The sequence below is a fragment of the Flavonifractor sp. HCP28S3_F3 genome (genome assembly GCF_052065355.1).
Taxonomy (GTDB): Bacteria; Bacillota; Clostridia; order Oscillospirales; family Oscillospiraceae; genus Flavonifractor.
Window position 1 is genome coordinate 59,717 of record NZ_JBQHUF010000001.1, and the last position, 21,444, is coordinate 81,160.

At 57.1% G+C, this 21,444-nt stretch carries 20 protein-coding genes, 5 tRNA genes and 1 riboswitch; of the genes, 10 read left to right on the forward strand and 15 right to left on the reverse strand.

The window, feature by feature from the left end; all coding sequences use genetic code 11:
• The first annotated feature begins 60 nt into the window (after positions 1-60).
• The 3 genes from ACTNB1_RS00315 (at position 61) to ACTNB1_RS00325 (ending at position 2,794) form a co-directional block, all read left to right on the forward strand.
• Positions 61-1,443 carry an alanine/glycine:cation symporter family protein gene (locus tag ACTNB1_RS00315; protein ID WP_441167299.1) on the forward strand — a complete coding sequence of 461 codons (1,383 nt, stop codon included), beginning with the start codon at positions 61-63 and terminating at the stop codon, positions 1,441-1,443.
• Between the two features lie 233 nt (positions 1,444-1,676).
• On the forward strand, positions 1,677-2,447 hold the full coding sequence (locus tag ACTNB1_RS00320) for an SDR family oxidoreductase (RefSeq protein ID WP_441167300.1): 771 nt from the start codon (positions 1,677-1,679) through the stop codon (positions 2,445-2,447).
• Positions 2,448-2,461: 14 nt separating this feature from the next.
• Positions 2,462-2,794, forward strand: coding sequence for a hypothetical protein (locus tag ACTNB1_RS00325; protein WP_441167301.1), 333 nt, complete (start codon positions 2,462-2,464; stop codon positions 2,792-2,794).
• A 49-nt stretch (positions 2,795-2,843) separates the two neighbouring features.
• On the opposite strand, the gene ACTNB1_RS00330 is transcribed toward ACTNB1_RS00325, so the two are convergent.
• The gene (locus tag ACTNB1_RS00330; RefSeq protein WP_441167302.1) at positions 2,844-4,586 is read right to left on the reverse strand and encodes a CvpA family protein; all 1,743 of its coding nucleotides are present in this window, start codon (positions 4,584-4,586) and stop codon (positions 2,844-2,846) included.
• 267 nt (positions 4,587-4,853) lie between these two features.
• On the opposite strand from ACTNB1_RS00330, the gene ACTNB1_RS00335 reads away from it, so the two are divergent.
• Complete coding sequence (locus ACTNB1_RS00335; RefSeq protein ID WP_441167726.1) at positions 4,854-6,503, forward strand: Na/Pi cotransporter family protein; 1,650 nt, start codon at positions 4,854-4,856, stop codon at positions 6,501-6,503.
• 56 nt (positions 6,504-6,559) lie between these two features.
• On the opposite strand, the gene ACTNB1_RS00340 is transcribed toward ACTNB1_RS00335, so the two are convergent.
• On the reverse strand, positions 6,560-7,144 hold the full coding sequence (locus tag ACTNB1_RS00340) for a hydrolase (protein WP_441167303.1): 585 nt from the start codon (positions 7,142-7,144) through the stop codon (positions 6,560-6,562).
• A gap of 136 nt (positions 7,145-7,280) precedes the next feature.
• Between ACTNB1_RS00340 and ACTNB1_RS00345 the strand changes: the two genes are divergently transcribed.
• Entirely contained in the window at positions 7,281-7,961 is a 681-nt protein-coding gene (locus ACTNB1_RS00345) for a TIGR00266 family protein (RefSeq protein WP_441167304.1), read from the forward strand.
• Between the two features lie 66 nt (positions 7,962-8,027).
• On the opposite strand, the gene ACTNB1_RS00350 is transcribed toward ACTNB1_RS00345, so the two are convergent.
• The 11 genes from ACTNB1_RS00350 to ACTNB1_RS00400 form a co-directional block, all read right to left on the reverse strand.
• Positions 8,028-9,020, reverse strand: coding sequence for a DUF4179 domain-containing protein (locus ACTNB1_RS00350; protein ID WP_441167305.1), 993 nt, complete (start codon positions 9,018-9,020; stop codon positions 8,028-8,030).
• The gene (locus ACTNB1_RS00355) at positions 9,017-9,574 is read right to left on the reverse strand and encodes an RNA polymerase sigma factor (RefSeq protein WP_441167306.1); all 558 of its coding nucleotides are present in this window, start codon (positions 9,572-9,574) and stop codon (positions 9,017-9,019) included. The genes ACTNB1_RS00350 and ACTNB1_RS00355 overlap by 4 nt, the downstream gene beginning before the upstream one ends.
• A 516-nt stretch (positions 9,575-10,090) precedes the next feature.
• Complete coding sequence (locus ACTNB1_RS00360) at positions 10,091-10,390, reverse strand: hypothetical protein (protein ID WP_441167307.1); 300 nt, start codon at positions 10,388-10,390, stop codon at positions 10,091-10,093.
• Positions 10,391-11,014: 624 nt separating this feature from the next.
• A tRNA-Cys gene (locus tag ACTNB1_RS00365) sits at positions 11,015-11,088 on the reverse strand.
• Positions 11,089-11,119: 31 nt separating this feature from the next.
• Positions 11,120-11,195: transfer RNA gene (locus ACTNB1_RS00370), tRNA-Gly, on the reverse strand.
• Between the two features lie 96 nt (positions 11,196-11,291).
• A tRNA-Phe gene (locus ACTNB1_RS00375) sits at positions 11,292-11,367 on the reverse strand.
• 3 nt (positions 11,368-11,370) lie between these two features.
• A tRNA-Asp gene (locus tag ACTNB1_RS00380) sits at positions 11,371-11,447 on the reverse strand.
• A 36-nt stretch (positions 11,448-11,483) separates the two neighbouring features.
• Positions 11,484-11,559, reverse strand: a tRNA-Val gene (locus ACTNB1_RS00385).
• Between the two features lie 138 nt (positions 11,560-11,697).
• On the reverse strand, positions 11,698-12,582 hold the full coding sequence (gene hslO, locus ACTNB1_RS00390; RefSeq protein WP_441167308.1) for an Hsp33 family molecular chaperone HslO: 885 nt from the start codon (positions 12,580-12,582) through the stop codon (positions 11,698-11,700).
• A 5-nt stretch (positions 12,583-12,587) separates the two neighbouring features.
• Positions 12,588-13,334, reverse strand: a complete 747-nt coding sequence (locus ACTNB1_RS00395; RefSeq protein ID WP_441167309.1) for a class I SAM-dependent DNA methyltransferase — start codon at positions 13,332-13,334, stop codon at positions 12,588-12,590.
• Positions 13,324-13,632 carry a YerC/YecD family TrpR-related protein gene (locus ACTNB1_RS00400; RefSeq protein WP_441167310.1) on the reverse strand — a complete coding sequence of 103 codons (309 nt, stop codon included), beginning with the start codon at positions 13,630-13,632 and terminating at the stop codon, positions 13,324-13,326. Before ACTNB1_RS00400 ends, ACTNB1_RS00395 begins: the two co-directional genes overlap by 11 nt.
• A gap of 148 nt (positions 13,633-13,780) precedes the next feature.
• On the opposite strand from ACTNB1_RS00400, the gene ACTNB1_RS00405 reads away from it, so the two are divergent.
• Together ACTNB1_RS00405 and ACTNB1_RS00410 are read left to right on the forward strand one after the other, a co-directional pair.
• Complete coding sequence (locus ACTNB1_RS00405) at positions 13,781-14,194, forward strand: hypothetical protein (protein ID WP_441167311.1); 414 nt, start codon at positions 13,781-13,783, stop codon at positions 14,192-14,194.
• Positions 14,195-14,344: 150 nt separating this feature from the next.
• Positions 14,345-15,622 (forward strand): adenylosuccinate synthase, encoded by a 1,278-nt coding sequence (locus ACTNB1_RS00410; protein WP_441167312.1) that lies wholly within the window; start codon positions 14,345-14,347, stop codon positions 15,620-15,622.
• Positions 15,623-15,720: 98 nt separating this feature from the next.
• Here the strand turns inward: ACTNB1_RS00410 and ACTNB1_RS00415 are convergent, their stop codons facing one another.
• A complete protein-coding gene (locus ACTNB1_RS00415) occupies positions 15,721-15,864 on the reverse strand; it encodes a hypothetical protein (RefSeq protein WP_441167313.1) in 144 nt (47 codons plus the stop codon).
• A gap of 119 nt (positions 15,865-15,983) precedes the next feature.
• On the opposite strand from ACTNB1_RS00415, the gene ACTNB1_RS00420 reads away from it, so the two are divergent.
• Entirely contained in the window at positions 15,984-16,871 is an 888-nt protein-coding gene (locus ACTNB1_RS00420; protein WP_441167314.1) for a LysR family transcriptional regulator, read from the forward strand.
• Positions 16,872-16,928: 57 nt separating this feature from the next.
• On the opposite strand, the gene ACTNB1_RS00425 is transcribed toward ACTNB1_RS00420, so the two are convergent.
• A complete protein-coding gene (locus ACTNB1_RS00425; protein ID WP_441167315.1) occupies positions 16,929-18,347 on the reverse strand; it encodes an alanine/glycine:cation symporter family protein in 1,419 nt (472 codons plus the stop codon).
• A 112-nt stretch (positions 18,348-18,459) separates the two neighbouring features.
• Positions 18,460-18,542, reverse strand: a riboswitch (glycine riboswitch).
• A 270-nt stretch (positions 18,543-18,812) separates the two neighbouring features.
• On the opposite strand from ACTNB1_RS00425, the gene ACTNB1_RS00430 reads away from it, so the two are divergent.
• Positions 18,813-19,589 (forward strand): sulfite exporter TauE/SafE family protein, encoded by a 777-nt coding sequence (locus ACTNB1_RS00430; protein ID WP_441167316.1) that lies wholly within the window; start codon positions 18,813-18,815, stop codon positions 19,587-19,589.
• 27 nt (positions 19,590-19,616) lie between these two features.
• Positions 19,617-21,398, forward strand: coding sequence for an aryl-sulfate sulfotransferase (locus tag ACTNB1_RS00435; RefSeq protein ID WP_441167317.1), 1,782 nt, complete (start codon positions 19,617-19,619; stop codon positions 21,396-21,398).
• Positions 21,399-21,444: the final 46 nt, after the last annotated feature.

Below are 21,444 nucleotides of genomic sequence, written 5' to 3' on the forward strand. Positions count from 1 at the left end.
AATCGTATCAGGCATGACCCATGCCCCCACCGCATACCTCTGAAAGGAGGAGGTGGGGGCATGGCCATTTTGGAGCGCCTGGGCGATTGGCTCTGGAATCCCTGGCTGCTGGGTCTGTTTCTGCTCAGCGGCCTATATTTTTCGGTAAAAAGCGGCTTTTTTCAGATATTTGGAATCAAACGGTGGCTGGGGGGCACGCTGGGCGGACTGCTGGGCGGCGGAAGAAAGGGCACCGGCCGGGGGCTGACCCGGTTCCAGGCCATGTCCACCGCACTGGCCTCCACCATCGGCACCGGTTCCATCGCTGGGGTGGCCACTGCAATCTTTTTCGGCGGGCCAGGGGCGGTATTCTGGATGTGGGTATCCGCATTCCTGGGCATGATGACCAGCTTTGTGGAAAAGACCCTGGCGGTGCGCTGGCGGGAGCGGGGGAGAGATGGGCTGTGGCAGGGGGGGCCCATGTGCTACATTGCTCACGGTCTGGGCAGTCCCTTTCTGGCGGCCTGGTTTTCCCTGAGCTGCGCCGCCGCCTCTTTGGCGGGGGGCAATCTGGTCCAGTCCAACTCTATCGCTGCCTCTCTGGAGGCTGCTTTTGGCTGGGACCGTCTGGCGGTGGGCGTCGTTACTGCCCTGCTCACCGGGGCGGTAATTTTAGGGGGCATCGGCCGTATCGGCAAGGTCAGCGAAAAACTGGTTCCCTGTATGGCCCTGCTCTTTCTGGGTGGTGGCGCTGTGGTGCTGTTCTGCCACCGGGCAGCCCTGCCCGGGGCGTTGGAGCGCATTGTGACCTGCGCGCTCTGTCCCCAGGCGGCCCTGGGGGGTGGGGCGGGCTATTCTATGACCGCCGCCCTGCGCTATGGGGTAGCCCGTGGGGTGTTTACCAACGAGGCCGGCATGGGCACATCCGCTATGGCCCACGCCGCTTCCGACGTGGAGGATCCTGCCGAAGAGGGCCTGTGGGGCATGTTTGAGGTCTTTTTTGCCACCCTGGTGGTGTGTACCATCACCGCCCTGGTGATCCTCACCTCCGGGGTATATCAGGAAGAGGCAGCCCTGGAAGCTCTCCGCACCGGAACCATCACCGACAGCATGCTGGGTGCGCCCCTGTCCGCCGCTGCATTTTCCACCGTGCTGGGGCCCTTTGGGGAAGGTTTCCTGGCGGTGTGCCTGCTGCTGTTTGCCTTCACTTCTTTGCTGGGGTGCAGCTATTACGGAGAACGCAGCCTTACCGCCCTTACCGGCACTGACCGCTGGAAGGGGATCTACCGTCTGGCTTTCCTGGCGGCTGTGGTGTGGAGCAGCACCGCCGACGTGACCGTAGTGTGGCAGCTCACCGACCTGTTTAATGGCCTGATGGCATTGCCCAACCTGTGTGCATTGCTGCTGCTTTCGCCCCAGGCCCTGGCTCTGCTGCCGGACAAAAACAACTTGACAAAAAAGTAACGAAAACGATAAAAAATTAACGATTAGACGCAAAAATGACAAAAGTTTGTGAAAAAATAAATTAGACGAATTGACAAAAAAGTAACAAGAAAAAGTGGATAAATTATGCGCTTTTTTCACAAAAAAGATATTTAGAACAAAATATTTTTTAGCAGGTAATGCTAATTTACATAGATTGGTTTTGACACTAAACTCCTAAGTATAAAAATTAAAAACTTAGGAGGGCAAATATTATGGGCATCTACGTCATCACCGGCGGCTCCAGCGGTATCGGTGCGAAAACGGTGGAGATCCTGAAGGAGAAAGGACACCAGGTAGTCAACATCGACCTGAAGGGCGGAGACATTGACGCCAACCTGGCCACCAAGGAAGGCCGGAAGAAGGCACTGGATGCCCTGCACCGCCAGTTCCCCGACGGCATCGACGCCATGATCTGCAACGCCGGCGTGAACAACAATATCCCGCTGATCATATCCCTGAACTATTTCGGCGCCACTGAGATGGCCCAGGGCGTGTTCGACTTGCTGGAGAAGAAGAAGGGCAGCTGCGTGGTCACCTCCTCCAATACCATCGCCCAGGGCGGAGCCCGGATGGATGTGGTAGGCATGCTGAACAACCAGCCCAATGAGGAGCGCATCCTCAATCTGGTAAAGGATTACGATCCCAAGACGGCCCACACCTTCTACGCCGCTACCAAGTATGCTCTGGCCCGGTGGGCCCGTCGGCTGAGTGCCGAATGGGGCGCCCGGGGCGTGCGGCTCAACGCGGTGGCTCCCGGCAACGTGCATACTGCCATGACCGATCAGCTCAGCCCTCAACAGAAGGTGGCGGTCCAGGCTCTTCCGGTGCCCATGAATTACGGGACCGACGCCCTGATGGACCCGGTGGATCTCGCCAACGCCATCGTTTTCCTGGCCTCCCCGGAGGCCCACGGTATCAACGGCGTGGTCCTCTTTGTGGACGCAGGCACGGACGCGCTGCTCAATTCCGAAAAGGTGTATTAAGGAGGGAACGGGAAATGATTATTGCGGATTACGTCAACGCCATGGAAAGCAAGGATTATCAGGCCCTCTCCCGCTGCTTCGCGGACAACTGCCGCCTGTTCGACTACTGTCCCGCCGTCGTGGGCCAGGATAACTTCTATATCTACGGCAAGCGGGCGGTGGATATGTTCTACCACAATAAATTCATCCTGGGCGGCCTGTCCATCCAGGACCCTATGATTGTGGATGAGCGAACGGTGAACTTTTACGCCAGCTACGGAGGTCCCATGGTCCATGTGATCGTCAATATCGAAAGCTATGACTCCCGGACGGGACTGATCAAGGAAATGGTCATCCGCCCGGCGTAACCAAACAGAAAAACCCGGCCCCGCCGTTAGGCGGGGCCGGGTTTTTCATTTATGCCGCCGGAGTGACGGCGGGGCTGACTATGGGTTCGGGCTCTGGTGTGGTCTCCGGGGCAGCTTCATCCAGGGTGATGATGGAGCCGTCCAGGATGGAGTTGTCGCCTCCCTCCACCGGAGCGGTGTGGTGGATGGTGACAGTGTCGCCCACGTTGAGGATGACAGCCACCGGATTAGCGGCGGCGGACAGGCTGTAATAGGTTTCATCCCCCTCCAGGCGGATGAAGTAGTAGGAGTTTCCGTCCATGACGGCGGAGCGGATGTCGGCGATGACGCCGCTGGCCTCGGTCTGAGGCACGTCCTCGGTCTGGGTGATCCCACCGTCCCGCAGCATGCGGATATATTCCTGCTCACACTGGGCCACAGTGGTGCCGGTAGCGGCGATCTGGTACTGGGCCACATTGACCATGGCGTACATCTTTACCAGATTGTCCTTGCCCTTCAGGGGGATGAAGTAGGTGGGCTGGCCGTCGATATTGAGCAGCAGGGGGAAGGTGGCCACGTAGCCCAGATCCTGCACCTCACTCTGGGCGGAGGACATGGCCGCAGCCTCGGTGGCGCCGGGGGCGGAGTAGAACTTGGTCTCCTTGGTGCGCTGGTTGGACAGCAGGAAGCCCAGATTGGACTGGTCGGCGTTGGCGGAGGTGACGCCGGTGTACATATACACGTCGTCATTCAGGGCAATATAGTTGGAGTCCTCGGTGGTCACTGTCACGTCCCGCTGGCCGAAAATGGAGTTGATAAAGCCGTTGACCAGAGTGCCATGGTAGTCATACTGTTCCATGATAAGCTCGGGGGTAAACACATTGTCCACCCAGGTGGGGATATCGGCCAGCTCATAGTAGGTGCTCTCACCGGTGATGGCGTTTACAAGCACGGCGCCGCAGATATCCTCGCCGCCGAACAGGCCGATGGTCTTGACGATGCGGGGGGCGATCCAGTAGGGCTGGCCCTCTTCATTGATCTCAAACTGAGGGGTACCGAAGATATAGGTGGGATACTGGAACCGGAGATGACGCTCGATGTTGCGGTTGAGAGGCTCGGAGAAGGAGTACTTCATTCCTTCGGTGAGCCGCACTACGGTGGCTTCCTGGGTCACCATGTCCACGATGACATAGGCGGGCAGGCCCTGAGACCGGTTGGTGAACCACTTGATCAGGTCGGCGTAGGCGATGGGGGCCACACGGACGGGCCGGCCCTGGTAGTTGATCTGGGTGGAGTCGGCGGAGTAGTCGAACTGGCTGACCATGTCGCTGAGGGTACCCATCTGGCGGTCGCCCAGGTACTCAGCGCTGGCCCGATCTAGGGTGGGGATCTTGTCAAAGGAGATCTGGCTGATGTCCTCGGCAAACTTTCCGTCCTCAACCGTCAGCAGATCCCGGTAGGCGCCCGCCCGGAAGATGGGCAAGGAGATGATGGAGCCCACAATGGCCACCACGATGAGGGCCAGGAACAAAATGCCCACCGGCAGACACTGGGACTTGATGAAGCGCAGATATTCCCTAGGTCCGCCGCCGGAGGTGACAGCCTGCATGCCGGAGGTGACCAGAGCGCAGATGACGTACACCACGCACAGGATGCCGACGAAGGAATAGAAGTCTCCGGATTGGAGATTGATTGGGGGCAGGGTAATATAGAAATACAGGAATCCCACAACAGCAGTGACCACAAGATTGATCAGCAGCTTGCCGGCCTTACTTTTGGGGCCGTGGGGGCGCTTGGCGGATGGATGCTCCATATTTGTTCTCCTTTTACGTTGGATTGCCGGTATAGAGGGTAGTATAGCCCAAAACCTGTGAAAAGGCAACCCATTCACCAAAGACTGGGAGAGAAAGCAAATTCTCAAAAAAACACTGGCAAAGATACACAAAATAACTGGTAAAAATGAATTGTAAAGTTCTCGTAAAAGCCATTGACTGGCAACTTTACATTCGGTATACTACATGCTGGAAAATGTAATAGTATCGAAAAAAGAGTGTAAAATGAGGGAAATAAAGTGGATGCAATGACCATTATCCTGGGGCTGCTGGGCGGCCTTGCTCTGTTCCTCTATGGTATGCAGATGATGAGCTCCGGTTTGGAGGCTGCGGCGGGCAACCGCATGAAAGGCATCCTGGAGCGGCTTACCTCTAATCGCTTTCTCGGTGTATTGGTAGGCGCGGGCATCACCGCCGTCATCCAGTCCTCTTCCGCCACCACTGTCATGGTGGTGGGCTTCGTCAACTCCGGAATGATGACTCTGCGTCAGGCAGTGTGGATCATCATGGGTGCCAACATTGGTACCACCATCACCGGCCAGCTCATCGCCTTGGATGTGGGTGTGCTGGCTCCGCTGTTCGCCTTTGTAGGCGTGGCCATGGTGGTCTTCCTGAAGAAGCCCCAGATTCACCACTACGGCAATATTCTGGCTGGCCTGGGCGTGCTGTTTATCGGCATGGACATGATGAGTTCTGCCATGTCCCCCCTGCGTGAGTGGCCCGCATTTGTCGATCTGGTCAGCACCTTCTCCAACCCTCTGGTGGGTATCGTCGCCGGCGCGGCCTTTACTGCCCTGATCCAGTCCTCCTCCGCTTCTGTGGGTATTCTGCAGGCTCTGGCGGTCAGCGGCGTGATCGGGCTGGACAACGCCGTGTTCGTCCTGTTCGGCCAGAATATCGGTACCTGCATCACCGCTGTGCTGGCCTCCGTGGGTACCAGCCGCAACGCCAAGCGTACCACGGTGATCCATCTGATGTTCAACCTCATCGGTACCACGATCTTTACCATCATCTGCATCCTCACCCCGCTGACCCAGTGGATGCAGGAACTGACTCCCTCTAATCCGGCGGCTCAGATCGCCAACATGCACACCCTGTTCAACGTGGTGACTACTCTGCTGCTGCTGCCTTTGGGCGGCTACCTTGTGAAGATAGCCATGAAGATCCTGCCCGACCGCAGCGAGGCAGGGGAGGAGGGCATGCACCTGGCCTACCTGGTGCCTGGCCCTGTCCACACCAAGCAGGAGCACCCCATCGGTTTCTCTGCGATGTATATCACCCAGCTGCGTCAGGAACTCAACCGGATGCTGGCCATGGCCAAGGATAACATCGCACTGGGCTTCCAGGCAGTGCTGGACCGCGACCCCAAGCGGGTGGAGGAAGCCCTGGCCACGGAGGAGTATATCGACTACCTGAACAAGGAGATCTCCCAGTATATCTCCAAGGTCATCGTGTTTGAGACCAACGAAAAGGACTCCACGGCCGTCAGTGCCTACTTCAAGATCACGGGCAATATCGAGCGTATCGGCGACCACGCCATGAACATCTGTGAGTATACCCAGATGATGCACGAGAAGAACATCCATTTTTCAGAGGAAGCGCAGAAGGAACTCAAGACTATGGAGAGTGCCTGCCTGGAGGCTATGGACCTGCTGGAGCAGGAGGACATCCAGCGTACTGAGTGGCTGACCAAGGTCTCTGCTCTGGAGCAGCGGATGGACGACATGACCGAGAGCTACCGCAAGCACCAGATGGAGCGGATGAGGAAGGGCACCTGTTCCGACGAGGCCTGTATTATCTTCTCCGAGCTGCTTACCGACTTCGAGCGTATTGGCGACCACGCACTGAACATCGCCCAGGAGCGGGCGGGTATTGACGTGGCTGCTGCCAACGGATAATAAAAAACTGCGGCCTGCCGTTGATTCGGCAGGCCGCAGTTTTTATTGTTCTGGAGTTACAGATCAGCGCACTGGGCCTCGATATCAGCCTCCTTGGCCTTCATAGCCTGGAGGGTGCGGTCCAGCAGGTCGTTCAGCTCCCAGCCCAGCATCTCGGCGCCCTGAGCGATGGTCTCCCGGGAGCAGCCGGCGGCAAAGCGCTTATCTTTATACTTCTTCTTCAGGCTGGACAGCTCCATGTCCTGCACGCTCTTGGAGGGACGCATCAGGGCCGCCGCACCGATGAGGCCGGTGAGCTCGTCGGCGGCGAAGAGCACCTTCTCCATCTCATGCTCCGGCTGAGCGTCACCATCGGTCATTCCCCAGCCATGGCTCACCACAGCGTGGATGAGGGCAGGGTCCAGATCTTTGGCCTCCATGATCTCCCGGACCTTGACGCAGTGCTCGTCGGGGTACTGCTCAAAATCCAGGTCGTGGAGCAGACCGGCCATGGCCCAGAAAGCCGCCTGGTCTCCATAGCCCAGCTCCTTGGCGTACCAGTCCATCACTGCTTCCACCGTAAAGGCGTGGCGGAGGTGGAAGGGCTCGTGATTGTATTCCTTCAGCAGGTCAAGGGCCTGCTCTCGTGTCAGCTGTGTCATTGATGTGCGCCTCCCATTGTCGATTTTTCCCATCATAACACAGATCTGAAGATTTTGTAAAGATGGAGGCGCAACGCTTGAAATCCTTCGGAAGGCGGAATATACTGAAACCACCACAGAAAAAGGAGGGTATCCTATGAAGTATGAGATCCAAGGCGAGCCTATGCCGGTAGTGATCTGCCACCTGGAGGGCGGAGAGTCCATGATCACCGAGCGGGGGTCCATGGTGTGGATGAGCCCCAACATGAAGATGGAGACCGGTGCAGGCGGCCTGGGCAAGGCCTTTGGACGGATGTTTTCCGGTGATTCCATTTTCCAGAATACATATACCGCTCAGGGCGGGCCGGGCATGATCGCCTTTGCGTCCAGCTTCCCCGGCACCATCCGTGCTATTGAGATCGATCCTGCCCATCCCGTGGTGGTGCAGAAGAGTGGTTTCCTGGCCTCTGAGGAGGGTGTGGAGCTGTCTATCTTCTTCCAGAAAAAGATGGGCGTAGGCTTCTTCGGCGGCGAGGGCTTCATCATGCAGAAGTTGTCCGGCAGTGGTACGGCTTTTGTAGAGCTGGACGGCTCCGTGGTGGAATATGACCTCCAGCCGGGGCAGAGCATCGTGGTAGACAGCGGCAACCTGGCTATGATGGATGCTACCTGCTCTATGGATATCCAGATGGTAAAAGGCGTGAAGAACGTGCTCTTCGGGGGAGAAGGCTTGTTCAATACGGTGGTCACCGGCCCGGGTCGTGTGGTGCTCCAGACCATGCCCGTCAGCGGTGTGGCAGCTGCGCTGGCCCCTTTCATCAACACCGGCAGTAAGTAAGAAGATAAAAAGAAACACCAGCCATAGGCTGGTGTTTCTTTTTGCGGTGTCATGGGGAGTGGGAGGTTATTGGCTTATCTGAATGGGAACCCCGCAGATCTCGATGTGGTCCAGTGCATCCAGATCGATAAAGGTCTCATAGCTCTGTACAATCCGAAGTTCTCCTGTCGCGTTGTTGTCGCCACTGCCTGCACGGCTGCCGAAGGGGGCATGCTGGGATTCCAACTGCATGACGTTGCCCTCGTGGTCATAGAGGACAATGGTGGGGTCCGTGATGTTTGTACCGTTGGGATAGCGCTGGCACTGTCCGATCAGTCCCTCTCCCTGGAAATAAAGGGTGATGGAAACAGGGGAGACGGTCAGCTCCGTCAGAGTGGCAGTGGTATCCAACACAGGGACAGATACCTGAGGCTCCAGCCGGATACTCTGGTCCGCCAGATCCAGCTGGATATTCTGGAAGGTCCAGCTCCCGTCGAAGTCACAGACACTATTGTCGTGGCAGAGTTTGCCCAGAGTCAGGGAAAGGGCCTTCCCATGCAGAGACTCCTGACAATTCATCCAGAGGACGAAGCGAAGATGGTTATCTGCCTCATTGTTATCCGGGATCTGACTAATGTACCATGCGCCGGGGTGCCTGGCGCCCTCGCTGACATCGATGCCGATCTCTTCAATCGAATACGGAAGGGGAGACCCCGACTCCATTAGCACGGTCCCTTCGGGGGCTGTGACCTCTATTCCCACATATAAGCGGTTGTCGTCACCGATGCAGTCGGTAAGGGTCATGGTCCACCCCTCCACGGTTTGGCTCAGGTTCAGGATCTGACTGTTCTTCTGGTAGACATAGGCTGCGGACTCTCCAAAGTAGGTCTGTAAAACCGGTTTAAGTAAAAATACGGCCCCTGTTGTGAGCATCAGCAGCCCCGCGATCACCGCTGCGGCCAGACCTGCCCGGAAAAAGCCTCTGGACCTTGCGGAATGTCGACCAGCTTCCGTCAACGCCTCCTCCACATAGCGGGGGCTGATCTCCCCCAAGGCATCTGATAGCTGTTCCCGTGTCATCTCTGAATACCCTCCTTTGACAAATAGTTCCGTAGCTTTGCCCGGATCCGTGACAGCCGGACGGCAGCGTTGTGCTCCGTGATGTGGAATTCTGAGGCCAACTCGGCCAGAGATTTGGAAAACCAGTACCGCCGGAGGAACAGGATGCGGCTCTTTTGGTCCAGAGTACCGAGAAAAGCGTCCAGCTGTTTGCCCAGCTCTTTTGCATCCCACTGGTCCTCTACCGTCTCGCGGGCCGGAATACACTCCGCCAGTTCCTCCAATGACATATCATAAAAGCTGTTGCGCTTTTCTGCAGTGTTCGCTTTATATTTTTTGATGGAGAGATTCCGTACAATTCGGCAAAGATAGGCCCGCAGTGGGTCCGGCCGATTGGGTGGGATGTTGTTCCACACAGCCAGATAGGCGTCGTTCACACACTCCTCTGCGTCCTCTTTGCTGTTTAAAATATGGAACGCCAGCTGTTTGCAAGCTGTTCCGTATTTTTTCTCCAACTCTGTGACGGCTGCCTCCGAGCGCAGGAAAAACAGGTCGATGATTTTGGCGTCCTCCATTTTGCCCTCCTTTCTTCCTCACTCCTATACTACGGATTCGGACGTGAATGTCACAGTAAAAAAGAAACACCAGCCATTTGGCTGGTGTTTCTTTTGAGATCGGAGCCCCCACACGGTGGTGCGGTGCTTTTACGCTGTACCTTAAATTTCCCGGGTACTCATAAAAATAACCACACCGTAAGGTGTGGTTATTTTTGTGCCTTGTCCGTAAAGTATAGATGCCAGTCAAAACCGGGGCCCCGCACGGCGGGGCGGCGCATTTTCGCCGTACGAGTGTTTTGCCGAAGGGCAAACCTTGGCGGGTTGCCGCCGCAGCGGCGTTTCGGAGCGCAACCGCCCGTAGGGCGGCTCTTAGCGCGAAGATGGGCAATTCATTTGCCCGAGCATTTCAAATTTCCCAGGGATCCAAAAAAATAACCACACCTGACGGTGTGGTTATTTTTTTGTCTGGTCCGAACACTTTAGATGCTGGCCGAAACCGGAACTTCTGCGCTTAACCCCAGGCGGCTTCGTCAACTACGATTCCTCCAGTTCCCCTATGGAGATCCAGCAGGAGCGGTCCAGCAGATTCGACTCCACCAGCGCGTCCAGCCGGGCTTCAAATTCCGCCTCGTTCACTTCCACATCGTCAACCTCATAGTAGGGACAGGGCAGGGTGCTGGTCTCGTAAACCAGTTCGTCCCGGGCAAACAGGGAATGGAGCGTCTCGCTCTCCCCGTCAGAGCGGTAGCGGAAGAGCACATAAGAGCGGGTCCCCCCGTAGTCATACTGCCGCACCATGGCCCCGTCTGTGAGCGGATAATCCCGGCAGGTCATTTCTACCGCATCACTGTTCCAACACCGGAGTCTTTTGCCGTCAAAATGGAAAACTCCATTATAGCCGCCCGGATCGTCCTCCATTTGAACAAGCAATTCCGGACTTGCATCCCCATCCAGATCCAAATAGGTATACTCGTATCCAAATAAATCGGCATTGTTCGGAAAACCGGGGATCCACCAGGTCTCTGGCTGTGCATCACCCAGATCAGTCCAGTTGCCTGATAGGAAGGCGGCGTACGCATCCAACGCATCTTGTTCCGAAGAAGCAACCGGTTCGGAGCAGTCAGCTTCCGGTATCGCAGCGGCAGGATCGTCCCCTGCATATATACCGCTGCCCATATTCCAGTTACAGTTGAAAAAAAGGAAAGTGAGAACCAGCAGAGTAATAAAAAGCAGATATACTCGTTTCCAATTCATGTTGAAAGCTCTCTCCACATCCGAACCCATATATAGGTTTGTGTAAATCTACCATTAGTAAACCATAGCAATTCGCTGCCGTCAATCTATTTGGAGCAGCAGGTCCCGTTTGGTAACACGCAGGCGGAATTCACTTCCGCCGAGCATTTCAAATTTCCTAGGATTCCATAAAAATAACCACACCTGACGGTGTGGTTATTTTTATGGAGGCGACACCCAGACTCGAACTGGGGGTGGAGCTTTTGCAGAGCTCTGCCTTACCACTTGGCTATGTCGCCATATGGATCACAGGAAACCTGTGATCTTTTTTGGAGCAGGTGACGAGGCTCGAACTCGCTACCTCCACCTTGGCAAGGTGGCGCTCTACCAGATGAGCTACACCTGCATATCTGATCCCATCTTATGCAGAAAGGGAAGAGATGATGCCTGGGTTTAAAAGTTGCCCCTGGCGGATACCCTGAGGTATCCGCCAGGAACGGAATGGTGCCTCCGGCCGGAATCGAACCAGCGACACGGGGATTTTCAGTCCCCTGCTCTACCAACTGAGCTACAGAGGCAAATGGCGACGCGGAAGGGACTTGAACCCTCGACCTCCGGCGTGACAGGCCGGCGTTCTAACCAACTGAACTACCGCGCCATACGGTAGGGGGTACGGGAGCTCTCTAAAAGAGAGTGGTGGGAACAACAGGGCTCGAACCTGTGACATCATGCTTGTAAGGCATGCGCTCTCCCAGCTGAGCTATGCTCCCGTGATCAAGTCTGCTTTCGGTCAAGCAGCGAAGGTTATTATACTAGAAGCTTTGCGGGTTGTCAACTGTTTTTCCAAAAAAATTTTAGAATATTTTGCGGGCCGTTTCTGACAGGGTAGAAACGGCCCGCCAGCGTGATTATTTGTCCAAGGACGCCAGCAGTTCCTCCAGTTCTTCCCTGGAGTACTGGTAGACCTTGTCACAGAACTGACAAGTCAGTTCTGCCTTTCCTTGATCCTGGATCAGCTCTTCCAGCTCCTGTCGGCCCATGCTGATGAGAGCACGGCTGACACGGTCCCGGGAGCAGTAGCAGCGGTACTCCACCGGCTCTTCGGAGAGGATCTCCAGCTCAAAGTCGGAGAGCACCTGCTCCAGCAGTGCTTTGGCATCCATACCGCCGCGCATGGCTTCGGTCACCGGACCTACCCGCTGGATGCCGTTTTCCACGGCGGTGATCACCTTGTCATCTGCACCGGGGAGCAGCTGGATCAGGTAGCCGCCGGCGCAGAGGACACTCTGATCCACGTCCACCAGCACCCCCAAGGCGCAGGCGGTGGGGATCTGTTCGCTCTCGGCAAAATAAGAGGTGATATCCTCGGCGATTTCGCCGGAGACCAGGGGGACGGTGCCCACATAGGGCTCCTTCATGCCCAGGTCCTTAATGACCGTCAGAGAGCCGTCCTGGCCCACGGCGGAACCCACGTCCAGTTTGGCCGGCCCCTTCAAGGGCAGTTCCACCAGCGGATTACCGACATAGCCCCGGGCGTTGCCCGTGCTGTCGGACACCACTGTAATAGGACCCAGGGGTCCGCCACCCTTGATTCGGAGGGTCACCGAACCGTCCTCCACCTTCAGCTGGTTGCCCATCATAGAGGCTCCCATCAGGGCCCGGCCCAGAGCGGCGGTGGCGGTGGGGAGGGTCTTGTGGATCTGCCTGGCCCGTTCCACCATGTCACGGGCGGAAATGACCGAGGCCTTCACCGGTGCGTCTTTTGCCAATGCGCGAATAATTGTATCTGCCATAATAATTAGGTATCCTTTCGTGCGGCGAAAAAGATGCGGCCCTCGCCTTCCCGAGGGGCGCGCATACGTAGCTCGCCGTATTGCTTGATCTGCCGGAAGCCGGCCTGGCGCAGCAATGCCTCCAGCTCATCCGGCTCATAGGCATATTCTTCGTGGAGCTCCTCCCGGCGCTGCCAGAGGTCGCCTTCCATCCGCTGAAAAATGTCCATGCCATAGGTGCACACCCGCCGTCGGGGAGAGTATTCTGCCCGCCAGACACAGTAGGCGTCCTCGGTCTCGTCCAGGAACATCTGACCGTCCAGACCACGCAGCTTGTCCGGCGTGTTGATGTCGAACAGAAACAGCCCGCCCGGCATCAAAAAAGTGTGCACACGCTGAAAGGCCCGGGCCAGTTTCCCGGACCGGGTGACATAGTTAACGCTGTCCAGGCAGCAGACGCAAGCGTCGATGGTGCCGTAGAGATCCAGATCCTCCATTGCCTGATGAAGGAAAATAGGCTCCGGATCCCCCACACCCCGACATTTTTCCGCCGCCTGGGCCAGCATCTCCTCGGAAAGATCGGCGCCGATCATCTCATAGCCCCGCTGGGCCAGAAGTCTGGTCAGGCTGCCGGTGCCGCAGGCCAGATCCAAAACCGTATGAATGGGAAGCTTGCTGCGGGCGAAATGCTTTTCCACATAGTCCGCCCACCGGCTGTAGCCCACATCCTCCGTGAATTGGTCATAGCACTGGGCCAAGTACTCATACGCCATCGTCGCCCTGCTGCTCCTTGATTCGGGGCAGGACCGCCTGATAGCCGTCTGCGCCGTACTGAAGGGAGCGGTTGACCCGGCTGATGGTGGCGCTGGAGGCACCGGTGCGCTCCAGAATGTCGTTGTAGATCATGCCTTCGGACAGCAGCATGGCCACTTCAAAACGCTGTTCCATGGCCCGCAGTTCTGCGACGGTGCACAGATCAGAGAAGAACTTCTTGCACTCGTCCAAATCCTTCAGAGTAAGGATCGCCTGATAAAGTACATCGCCATGCTGCCGCTTTTCATTTTTTGTCATAGGCCGTCTGACCTCCTACTTAAAATCGCAATGGTGACTGTCTTATATTTTATCAAAGTGAAGTATGGAAGTAAACCATTTTTTCACTCCTTTTAGAAAAAACGCATAAACTGGATAGAAAATTATACCAGAAAAGGAGGGCGCTGTAATGAAAGAGCCGGAAAAGGGCAGTATCGCGGAGCCGGAGCTCCGAAACCTGCTTTGGGAGGGGGAGCCGGTGCTGTCCTTCCCGCCGCCCAGGATCGCATTGCCAACAGGCGCGCCCCGACGTGTGGTCCGCTATTATCGCAAACTGGAAGAAGCCTGGCTGCGCAGATGGGAGGGAGAGGTATATCAGCGGGCATGTACAGCGGCGCAGGAGGCGAGAAGCCGGTCTCGGCCATTTGAGCCGTGGAACGCTGGCCTGACTGCTGAAGTGAACTGCGAAGAAGGTCGGATTTTGGTCTGCTGGAAGGCGGAGGAATGCATCGGCAAGGGGCGGTGTGTCCTTAGCCGAACGGATGCCTGGCAGCTGCCTGGGGGATTGCCGGAACTTCCTATTAGTGGACAGAGGAAAAAGTGAATTTTATGCAAATTTTTGCCCATTCTGCCTTGTCCGAACAGGGAAATGGGGATATAATATCCCACGTTGGGGCAGCCTTTTGATACTGACCCAACGGTTTGCTGACGGGAAAAGGCCAATGTGCGAATCCCCGCGGCAGGAGGAAACGATATGGTAAAGGCAATCGTCGGCGCCAACTGGGGCGATGAAGGCAAGGGTAAGATCACCGATCTGCTGGCTGAGCAGTCCGATGTAGTTATCCGCTTCCAGGGCGGCGCCAATGCCGGGCACACGATCATCTGCGATTACGGAAAATTTGCCCTGCATCAGCTCCCTTCCGGTGTGTTCTATCCCCACATTACCAACATTATCGGTAACGGTGTGGCGCTGGATGTGAACAAGTTTGCCGCAGAGCTGAAGCATCTGGAGGATGGCGGCGTTCCCGCGCCCCATATCATCGTGGATCAGCGGACTCAGCTGCTGATGAGCTATCATGTGCTGCTGGATTCCTACGAGGAGGAGCGTCTGGCCGGGGCAGCCTTCGGCTCCACCAAGTCGGGCATTGCCCCCTTCTATTCCGATAAATACGCCAAGATCGGCATCCAGGTGGCCGACCTTTGGCATGAGGAGCGGCTCAAGGGCCAGCTGGCTCATATCTGTGAGCTGAAGAATGTCCTGTTGGAGCATCTCTACCACAAGCCTTTGCTGGATCCCGATGCCCTCTTTGAGGAGCTGATGGGCTACCGCAAGATTCTGGAGCCCTATGTGGGTGATGGCGTGAGCTTCGTCCATCGTGCGCTGAAGTCCGGCAAGCAGGTGCTGCTGGAGGGTCAGCTGGGCTCAATGAAGGACCCCAACCTGGGCATCTGCCCCATGACCACCTCCTCCCACACCCTGGCTGGCTTTGGTACTGTAGGCGGCGGTGTGCCTCCTACGGCCATTGGCGATGTAGTTACCGTGACCAAGGCCTATTCCTCCGCCGTGGGCGCTGGCGCCTTTGTCAGTGAGCTCTTTGGAGACGAGGCCGAGGAGCTGCGCCGCCGGGGCGGCGACGCCGGCGAGTACGGTGCTACTACCGGCCGGCCCCGCCGTGTGGGCTGGTTCGATGCGGTGGCTACCCGCTACGGCTGCATGGTGCAGGGCACTACCCAGGTGGCCCTCACCGCCATTGACTGCCTGGGCTATCTGGATGAGATCAAGGTGTGCACCGGTTATGAGATCGACGGTCAGGTGACCCGTGACTTCCCGGTGCCCGCTCTGCTGGACCGGGCTAAGCCGGTATATACCACGCTGCCCGGCTGGAAGTGCGATATCCGGGGCATCACCGACTACCAGGCGCTGCCTCAGGCGGCCCGGGATTATGTGGACTTCATTGAGAAGGAGATCGAGGCGCCCATCACCATCGTCTCCACCGGTCCCAAGCGCCACGAGATTTGCTACCGGAAATAATGTTATCCGATCAGACAGGAACGGGGACAGGGCGACTCGCCACTTGGCGGGACGCCCTGTCCCTATATGCTCTCCCCAACCTGTGAGGCAGGTTGCTCTTACACGCCCCGGACGCAGTCCCGGAGCGCTCGCCAGGGGCTTCCGGCCCAATACTCCCTGACCAGGCCGGAGGGGATACCCTTGCGCAGCAGCTCATAACCCGCGGCCCGCTTGCTGGTCTCCATGGTAATGTTCTTTTTCATGACGATCGCTCCTTTCTTTCTGGCGCTCTTGCCTTCCTTCTGATTATAGTATACAATAGAGATGCACATGAAGCAAACGAATATTTTTCATGTTTTACATGAGAAAAAGGAATGATAAAATGAACCTGACTAAATATCAGGCTTTGCTGAAAACGGTAGAGCTGGGAGGCATCACCCGGGCGGCAGAGGCTATGGGTTACACCCAGTCGGCGGTGAGCCGGGCCATCGCCGAGCTGGAACGGGAGTGGGATATGGGGCTGTTGACCCGTGGCCGGGGCGGAGTGGCCCTCAGTTCAGGCGGGGAGGCGCTGCTGCCCTATATCCAGGCGGTCTGTAACGCGGCCAAGGAGCTGGAGGAACAGGTGGCGGAGCTCCATGGCATGACCTGTGGAACACTGCGGGTGGGGACCTTCACCAGTGTGTCCATCCACTGGCTGCCGGCCATCATGAAGGCCTTTCTGGACCGCTACCCCGGGATCCATTTCGAGCTGGTCAGCAGCTGGGAGTTTGCAGAGGTGGAGGACCTGATACGCCGGGGACAGGTTGACTGCGGTTTTCTGCGGCTGCCGGCAGGGGAGGGGCTGGATACCATTCCCCTGCGCCGCGACCGGCTGCTGGCAGTGCTGCCCCCAGACCACCCCCTGGCTCACGCCGCTTGTTACCCCATGGAGCGCTTTGGGCAGGACCCCTACATCCGGATCCTGGAGGAGCGGGATGTGGAGATCAGCCGCATTTTCCAGGAGGAGGGGATCCGGCCCAATCTTCAGTACAACGTGAACGATGACTTTGCCATCCTGTCTATGGTGGAGCAAGGGCTGGGGGTAAGCATTATGCCGGAGTTGGTGCTGCGGAACACCAGCCGGCGCTTCTCCGCCATCCCCCTGGAGCGACCCCGCTTCCGTGAGATCGGCCTTGCCACCCGAAGTGGAAAGGCCCCCTCGCCTCTGACCGCTCATTTCCTGGCCTGTGTACGGGAAGTGGTGGCAGGTCTGGAAATGGGGGAATAAAAAAGCTGCCGGTGCATGTTGATCATGCACCGGCAGCCTTTTATTTTGCTGGGAGCCTTACTTTTTGATCGATTGCCGTGTCCCTCTGCCGTGGGCGATACTGGTTACCGTGCTCGTCAGGGCGAAAAGGGCGATAGCGTTGGGGATGACCATCAGGTTGTTGAACATGTCGGTCAGCTCCCACACCAGATCGTTGGACATAAGGGTGCCCAGGAAAATGAAAAGCAGAGCGATGACAGCGTATACAGGGGCTGCCTTCTTGCCGAAAAGGTAGACCACGTTGATCTTGCCGAACATGTTCCAGCCCAGCACGGTGGAAAAGGCGAAGAAGAACAGGCAGACCGCCACGAACATGGCACCGCCTTCCGTGCCGAACACGGTACCGAAGGCCGTCTGAGCCAGATTGGTTTTGCTGATTCCCTCCGGGATAACGCCAGTGTGGAGAATGCCGTCGCTGGTGTACAGGGTGGAGATGACCACAAGGGCGTTGAGGGTCAGTACCACGAAGGTGTCGATGAATACGCCTACCATAGCCACCACGCCCTGCTCATGAGGATCCTTCACGTTGGCCTGGGCGTGGGCGTGGGGGGTGGAACCCATGCCGGCCTCGTTGGAGAACAGGCCCCGCTTGGCGCCCTGGCTGATGGCTGTTTTGATGGCGTAGCCGAACCCACCGCCGATAATGGCCTGGGGCTGGAAGGCATAGCGGAAGATCATGGCGAAGGTTTCAGGAATATAGCGGAAGCGGACTACCAGTACCACCAGACCGCCAGCCAGGAAGATCACCGCCATGATGGGCACCAGCTTTTCGGTCACAGCTGCCAGCCGATTGATGCCGCCCAGGAAGATCACCGCGCAGATGATGACCAGCACGATGCCCACTGCCCAAGAGGGCACGCCGAAAGCGGTCTGGAAGGTGGAGCCGATAGAGTTGGACTGGACCATGCAGCCCATGAATCCCAGGGCCAGGATGATAGCCACGGCAAAGAAGCCGGCCAGGAACTTACCGAAAGTGCCCTTGAAGGCGGTGGTGATGTAGTAGACCGGGCCGCCATGGATATTGCCCTTCTCGTCCACCACGCGGGTCTTGACGGCCAACGTGGCTTCAGCATAGATGGTGGCCATGCCGAAGAAGGCGATGACCCACATCCAGAAGATGGCGCCGGGACCGCCAGTAAGAATGGCACCGGAGGCGCCCACGATATTGCCGGTACCCACCTGGGCGGCGATGGCTGTAGCCAGAGCCTGGAAGGAGCTCATGCCCCGTTCCTGACGGCCGCCGTGCAGGGACAGATTGCCAAAGACCTTCCGCATGCCCTCACCAAAGCAGCGAATCTGAATGAACCGGGTGCGGATGGAATACCACAGCCCTACTCCGATCAGCAGAAAGACCAGAATGTAGCTGGACAGTGTGATGTTGATGTCGCAGACGATGGGATAGAGCCAGGCTTCTAACGATTGCAGTGCTTCCGACATAGTGATTCCTCGCTTTTGTTTTCTCAAGAAAACAGGCCGTGGGTCTGCCCACGGCCTGAAAAACAAACAAAATCCCCGGTCGGGCCAAACGGCACCGCCGGTATCGTTTATCCTCTGTCCTTTTGCCTGAGAGATTGGCGGCCTTTCTTCCACCGCTTTGCCCCTTCGGCACCCAGTTCGTGAGCTTCTCCAGAGTGACATTCACGCGCAGTCTTTGTTCCGGAGCGGAACGCCTGAGAGTGTTATTCCTTCGGCAAGCCAATGCTTTTTCCTGGGCGCTTCAACTGTCCTGTTTACTTGTGAAGGACATTATAGCGCCACAGGTGGACATTGTCAAGTGTATGGTTTCTGTCGGAAAAATAATATGTCAAAAATTTGCGGTTGTCCCACAAGGAAACTGTTGAGAAAAAAGCCGGTATCTGCTAGCATAGGACAGAGAACCCATAACTAAGGAGTAAGTCTGAGTTGAATGAGCTTTGGTTTCAGATCTTGATCTGCTTTCTGGCCGGCGCTGGCGCGGGACTGGGTACTGGTTTTGCGGGAATGAGTGCGGCCACGGTGATCAGCCCTATGCTGGTCACCTTTCTGGGCGTGCCGGCCTATGACGCCATTGCCATTGCACTGGCCAGTGACGTGTTGGCCAGCGCGGTCAGTGCCTATACTTATGCGAAAAACGGCGCCATCGACATCAAAAACGGGCTGGTGATGATGTGCGGGGTGCTGGGCATGACCATGGTGGGCAGCTGGCTGTCCACTATGGTGCCCAACAGCACGCTGGGCGGATTTTCCGTATTCATGACGCTGGTGCTTGGTCTGCGCTTCCTGTTTTTTCCCGTCACGTCGCCAAACCGCACCCTTCAGGGCGGCAGCCGCGCTGTGCAGATCATCAAGGGGGCTGTGGGCGGCGCCTGTATCGGACTGGTCTGCGGCTTTTTCGGAGCAGGCGGCGGCATGATGATGCTGATGGTATTGACGGCGGTACTGGGCTACGAGCTGAAAACCGCTGTGGGGACCAGCGTCTTTGTGATGACCTTTTCTGCGCTGACAGGGTCTTTGAGTCACTTTGCCATGGGCAGTGTGCCCCGTCCGCTCCTACTGGTGATGTGTGTGATCTTCACGCTTATCTGGGCGCAGATCGCAGCTAAAATCGCCACCCGTGCAGATGCGTTGCTGCTTAATCGCCTGACTGGCGTGATCCTTACCGCATTGGGTGTTGTGCTGATAGCCATTTCACTTTTATAATAAAAATTTTAAAATGAGGCGAAAAATATGGCATCAAAGAACGCGACGTCAAAAAAGAGCTGGAAGAAAACAGGCCTGATCCTGCTGGTCATCGTGATCGCTCTGGTGATCCTGATCCCGGTAACGATTCTGCTGGTCTCAAAATATTTTACGGAGCAGGAGCACACCGTGCGTACCGACTGGACCTTTGAGACCGGCGATGTCATTGCTGAGATGGACGAGTGGCAGGTGGACTTCGCGGAGGCAGAACTGGGAGATGGCCTGCGGGCTATCCAACTGGTGCCTCAGGATATCGAGGAAGAAGGATTCAGCTATTATGATTTGGGCGTGCAGGAGCGGCTGGAAGGCGCCCTGGAGGAGCTGAAGCACACAGGGGATATGGCGTGGACGGCCACCACACCTCTGGCTGTGCTCAATCCATATGGCACCGGGAGCAATGGGCTGTATCTGTATTTTGAAACCGATCGGGCTACCGCCGTCAGCTACACGGTGCACGTGGACAGCGAGGATATCCCCGACTTTACCGCTGACGCCGCCGACAGTTCAGGCCAGGAGTATTCCCGGACCCATGAGTTCCAGGTGATCGGTCTGGTGCCTGGGGAGACCAACTACGTTACCCTGACTATGACCGGCAGCTGGGGCAATACCAGACAGGTGGTGCGCTTCCAGGTGGACATGCCGGAGACCAGTTCGGGCTATGCCACCCGGCTGGAGGTGACCGACGGCTCCTCGGAGGCGGAGCAGGCGGAGGGCCTGTTCACCATGATGCGGGTCAACGGATATCTGGGCTATGGATTCTTCTATGACAACGACGGCATCCTGCGCTATGAGATGGTGCTGGAGGGCTATGGTTTTGACCGGATTCTGTTTGTGGACAATGAGATCCTGACCTGTGTGTCCTCCTCCAAGCTGGCCCGGATCAACGGCCTGGGCCAGGTGACCCAGATCTATGACCTGGACGGCTACGACCTGCACCACGACATCGGCTTCGGCGCGGATGGTGAGGTCTTGGCCTTGGCCGAGGAGCGGGGCGGTGAGACGGTAGAGGACCGGCTGCTGTCCGTTGATCTGGAGAGTGGGGAAGTCACTCAATTGCTGGACTTTGCCCAGTTGATGGAGCCCTATTTCAGTATGACCAGACCGGTGGGCGCCACCGACGATTTCTTCTGGCAGGCGGGTGAGTGGGACTGGATCCACTTGAACAGCCTGCAGTATCTGCCGGAAGAGGACAGCCTGATTGTCTCCTCCCGTGAGACCGCCACCATCATCAAGGTGAAGGATCTGCACACCGATCCCGCTGTGGACTGGCTGGCCGGTGATGATCGGTTCTGGGCAGACACCCCCTATGCCGACGCCTGCCTGACCCAGGAGGGGGACTTTGTGCCCCAGTACGGCCAGCACTGTGTAGAGTACTACGCTGATGGGGAAGAGGATGGCGTCTACTATCTGGCGCTGTACAACAACAACTACTGGTCTCTGAACAGCCGCGACTTTGAGATGGAGGTGGCGGACAGTGTGGGCGCCGGCCTGTACCAGGAGGGTGAGGAGACCAGCCAGGTGTACATCTACCGCATCGACGAGAATAACCGCACCTTCGCCCTGGAGCGCAGTTTCGACGTGCCCTATTCCAGTATCGTGTCCAACGGCTCCCAGTGTGGGGATTCCGGCAATTGGACGGTGAACAGCGGCGTGGCCATGGTGTTCGGTGAGTACGATGCCGACGGCGAGCTGATCCGGGAATATGCCTATGAGTGCACCATGCAGAATTACCGCACCTTCAAATATGACATGACCATTTGGTTCCGTTGACAGTATAAAAACTCCGGAGCGTCCTGCTGGGACGCTCCGGAGTTTT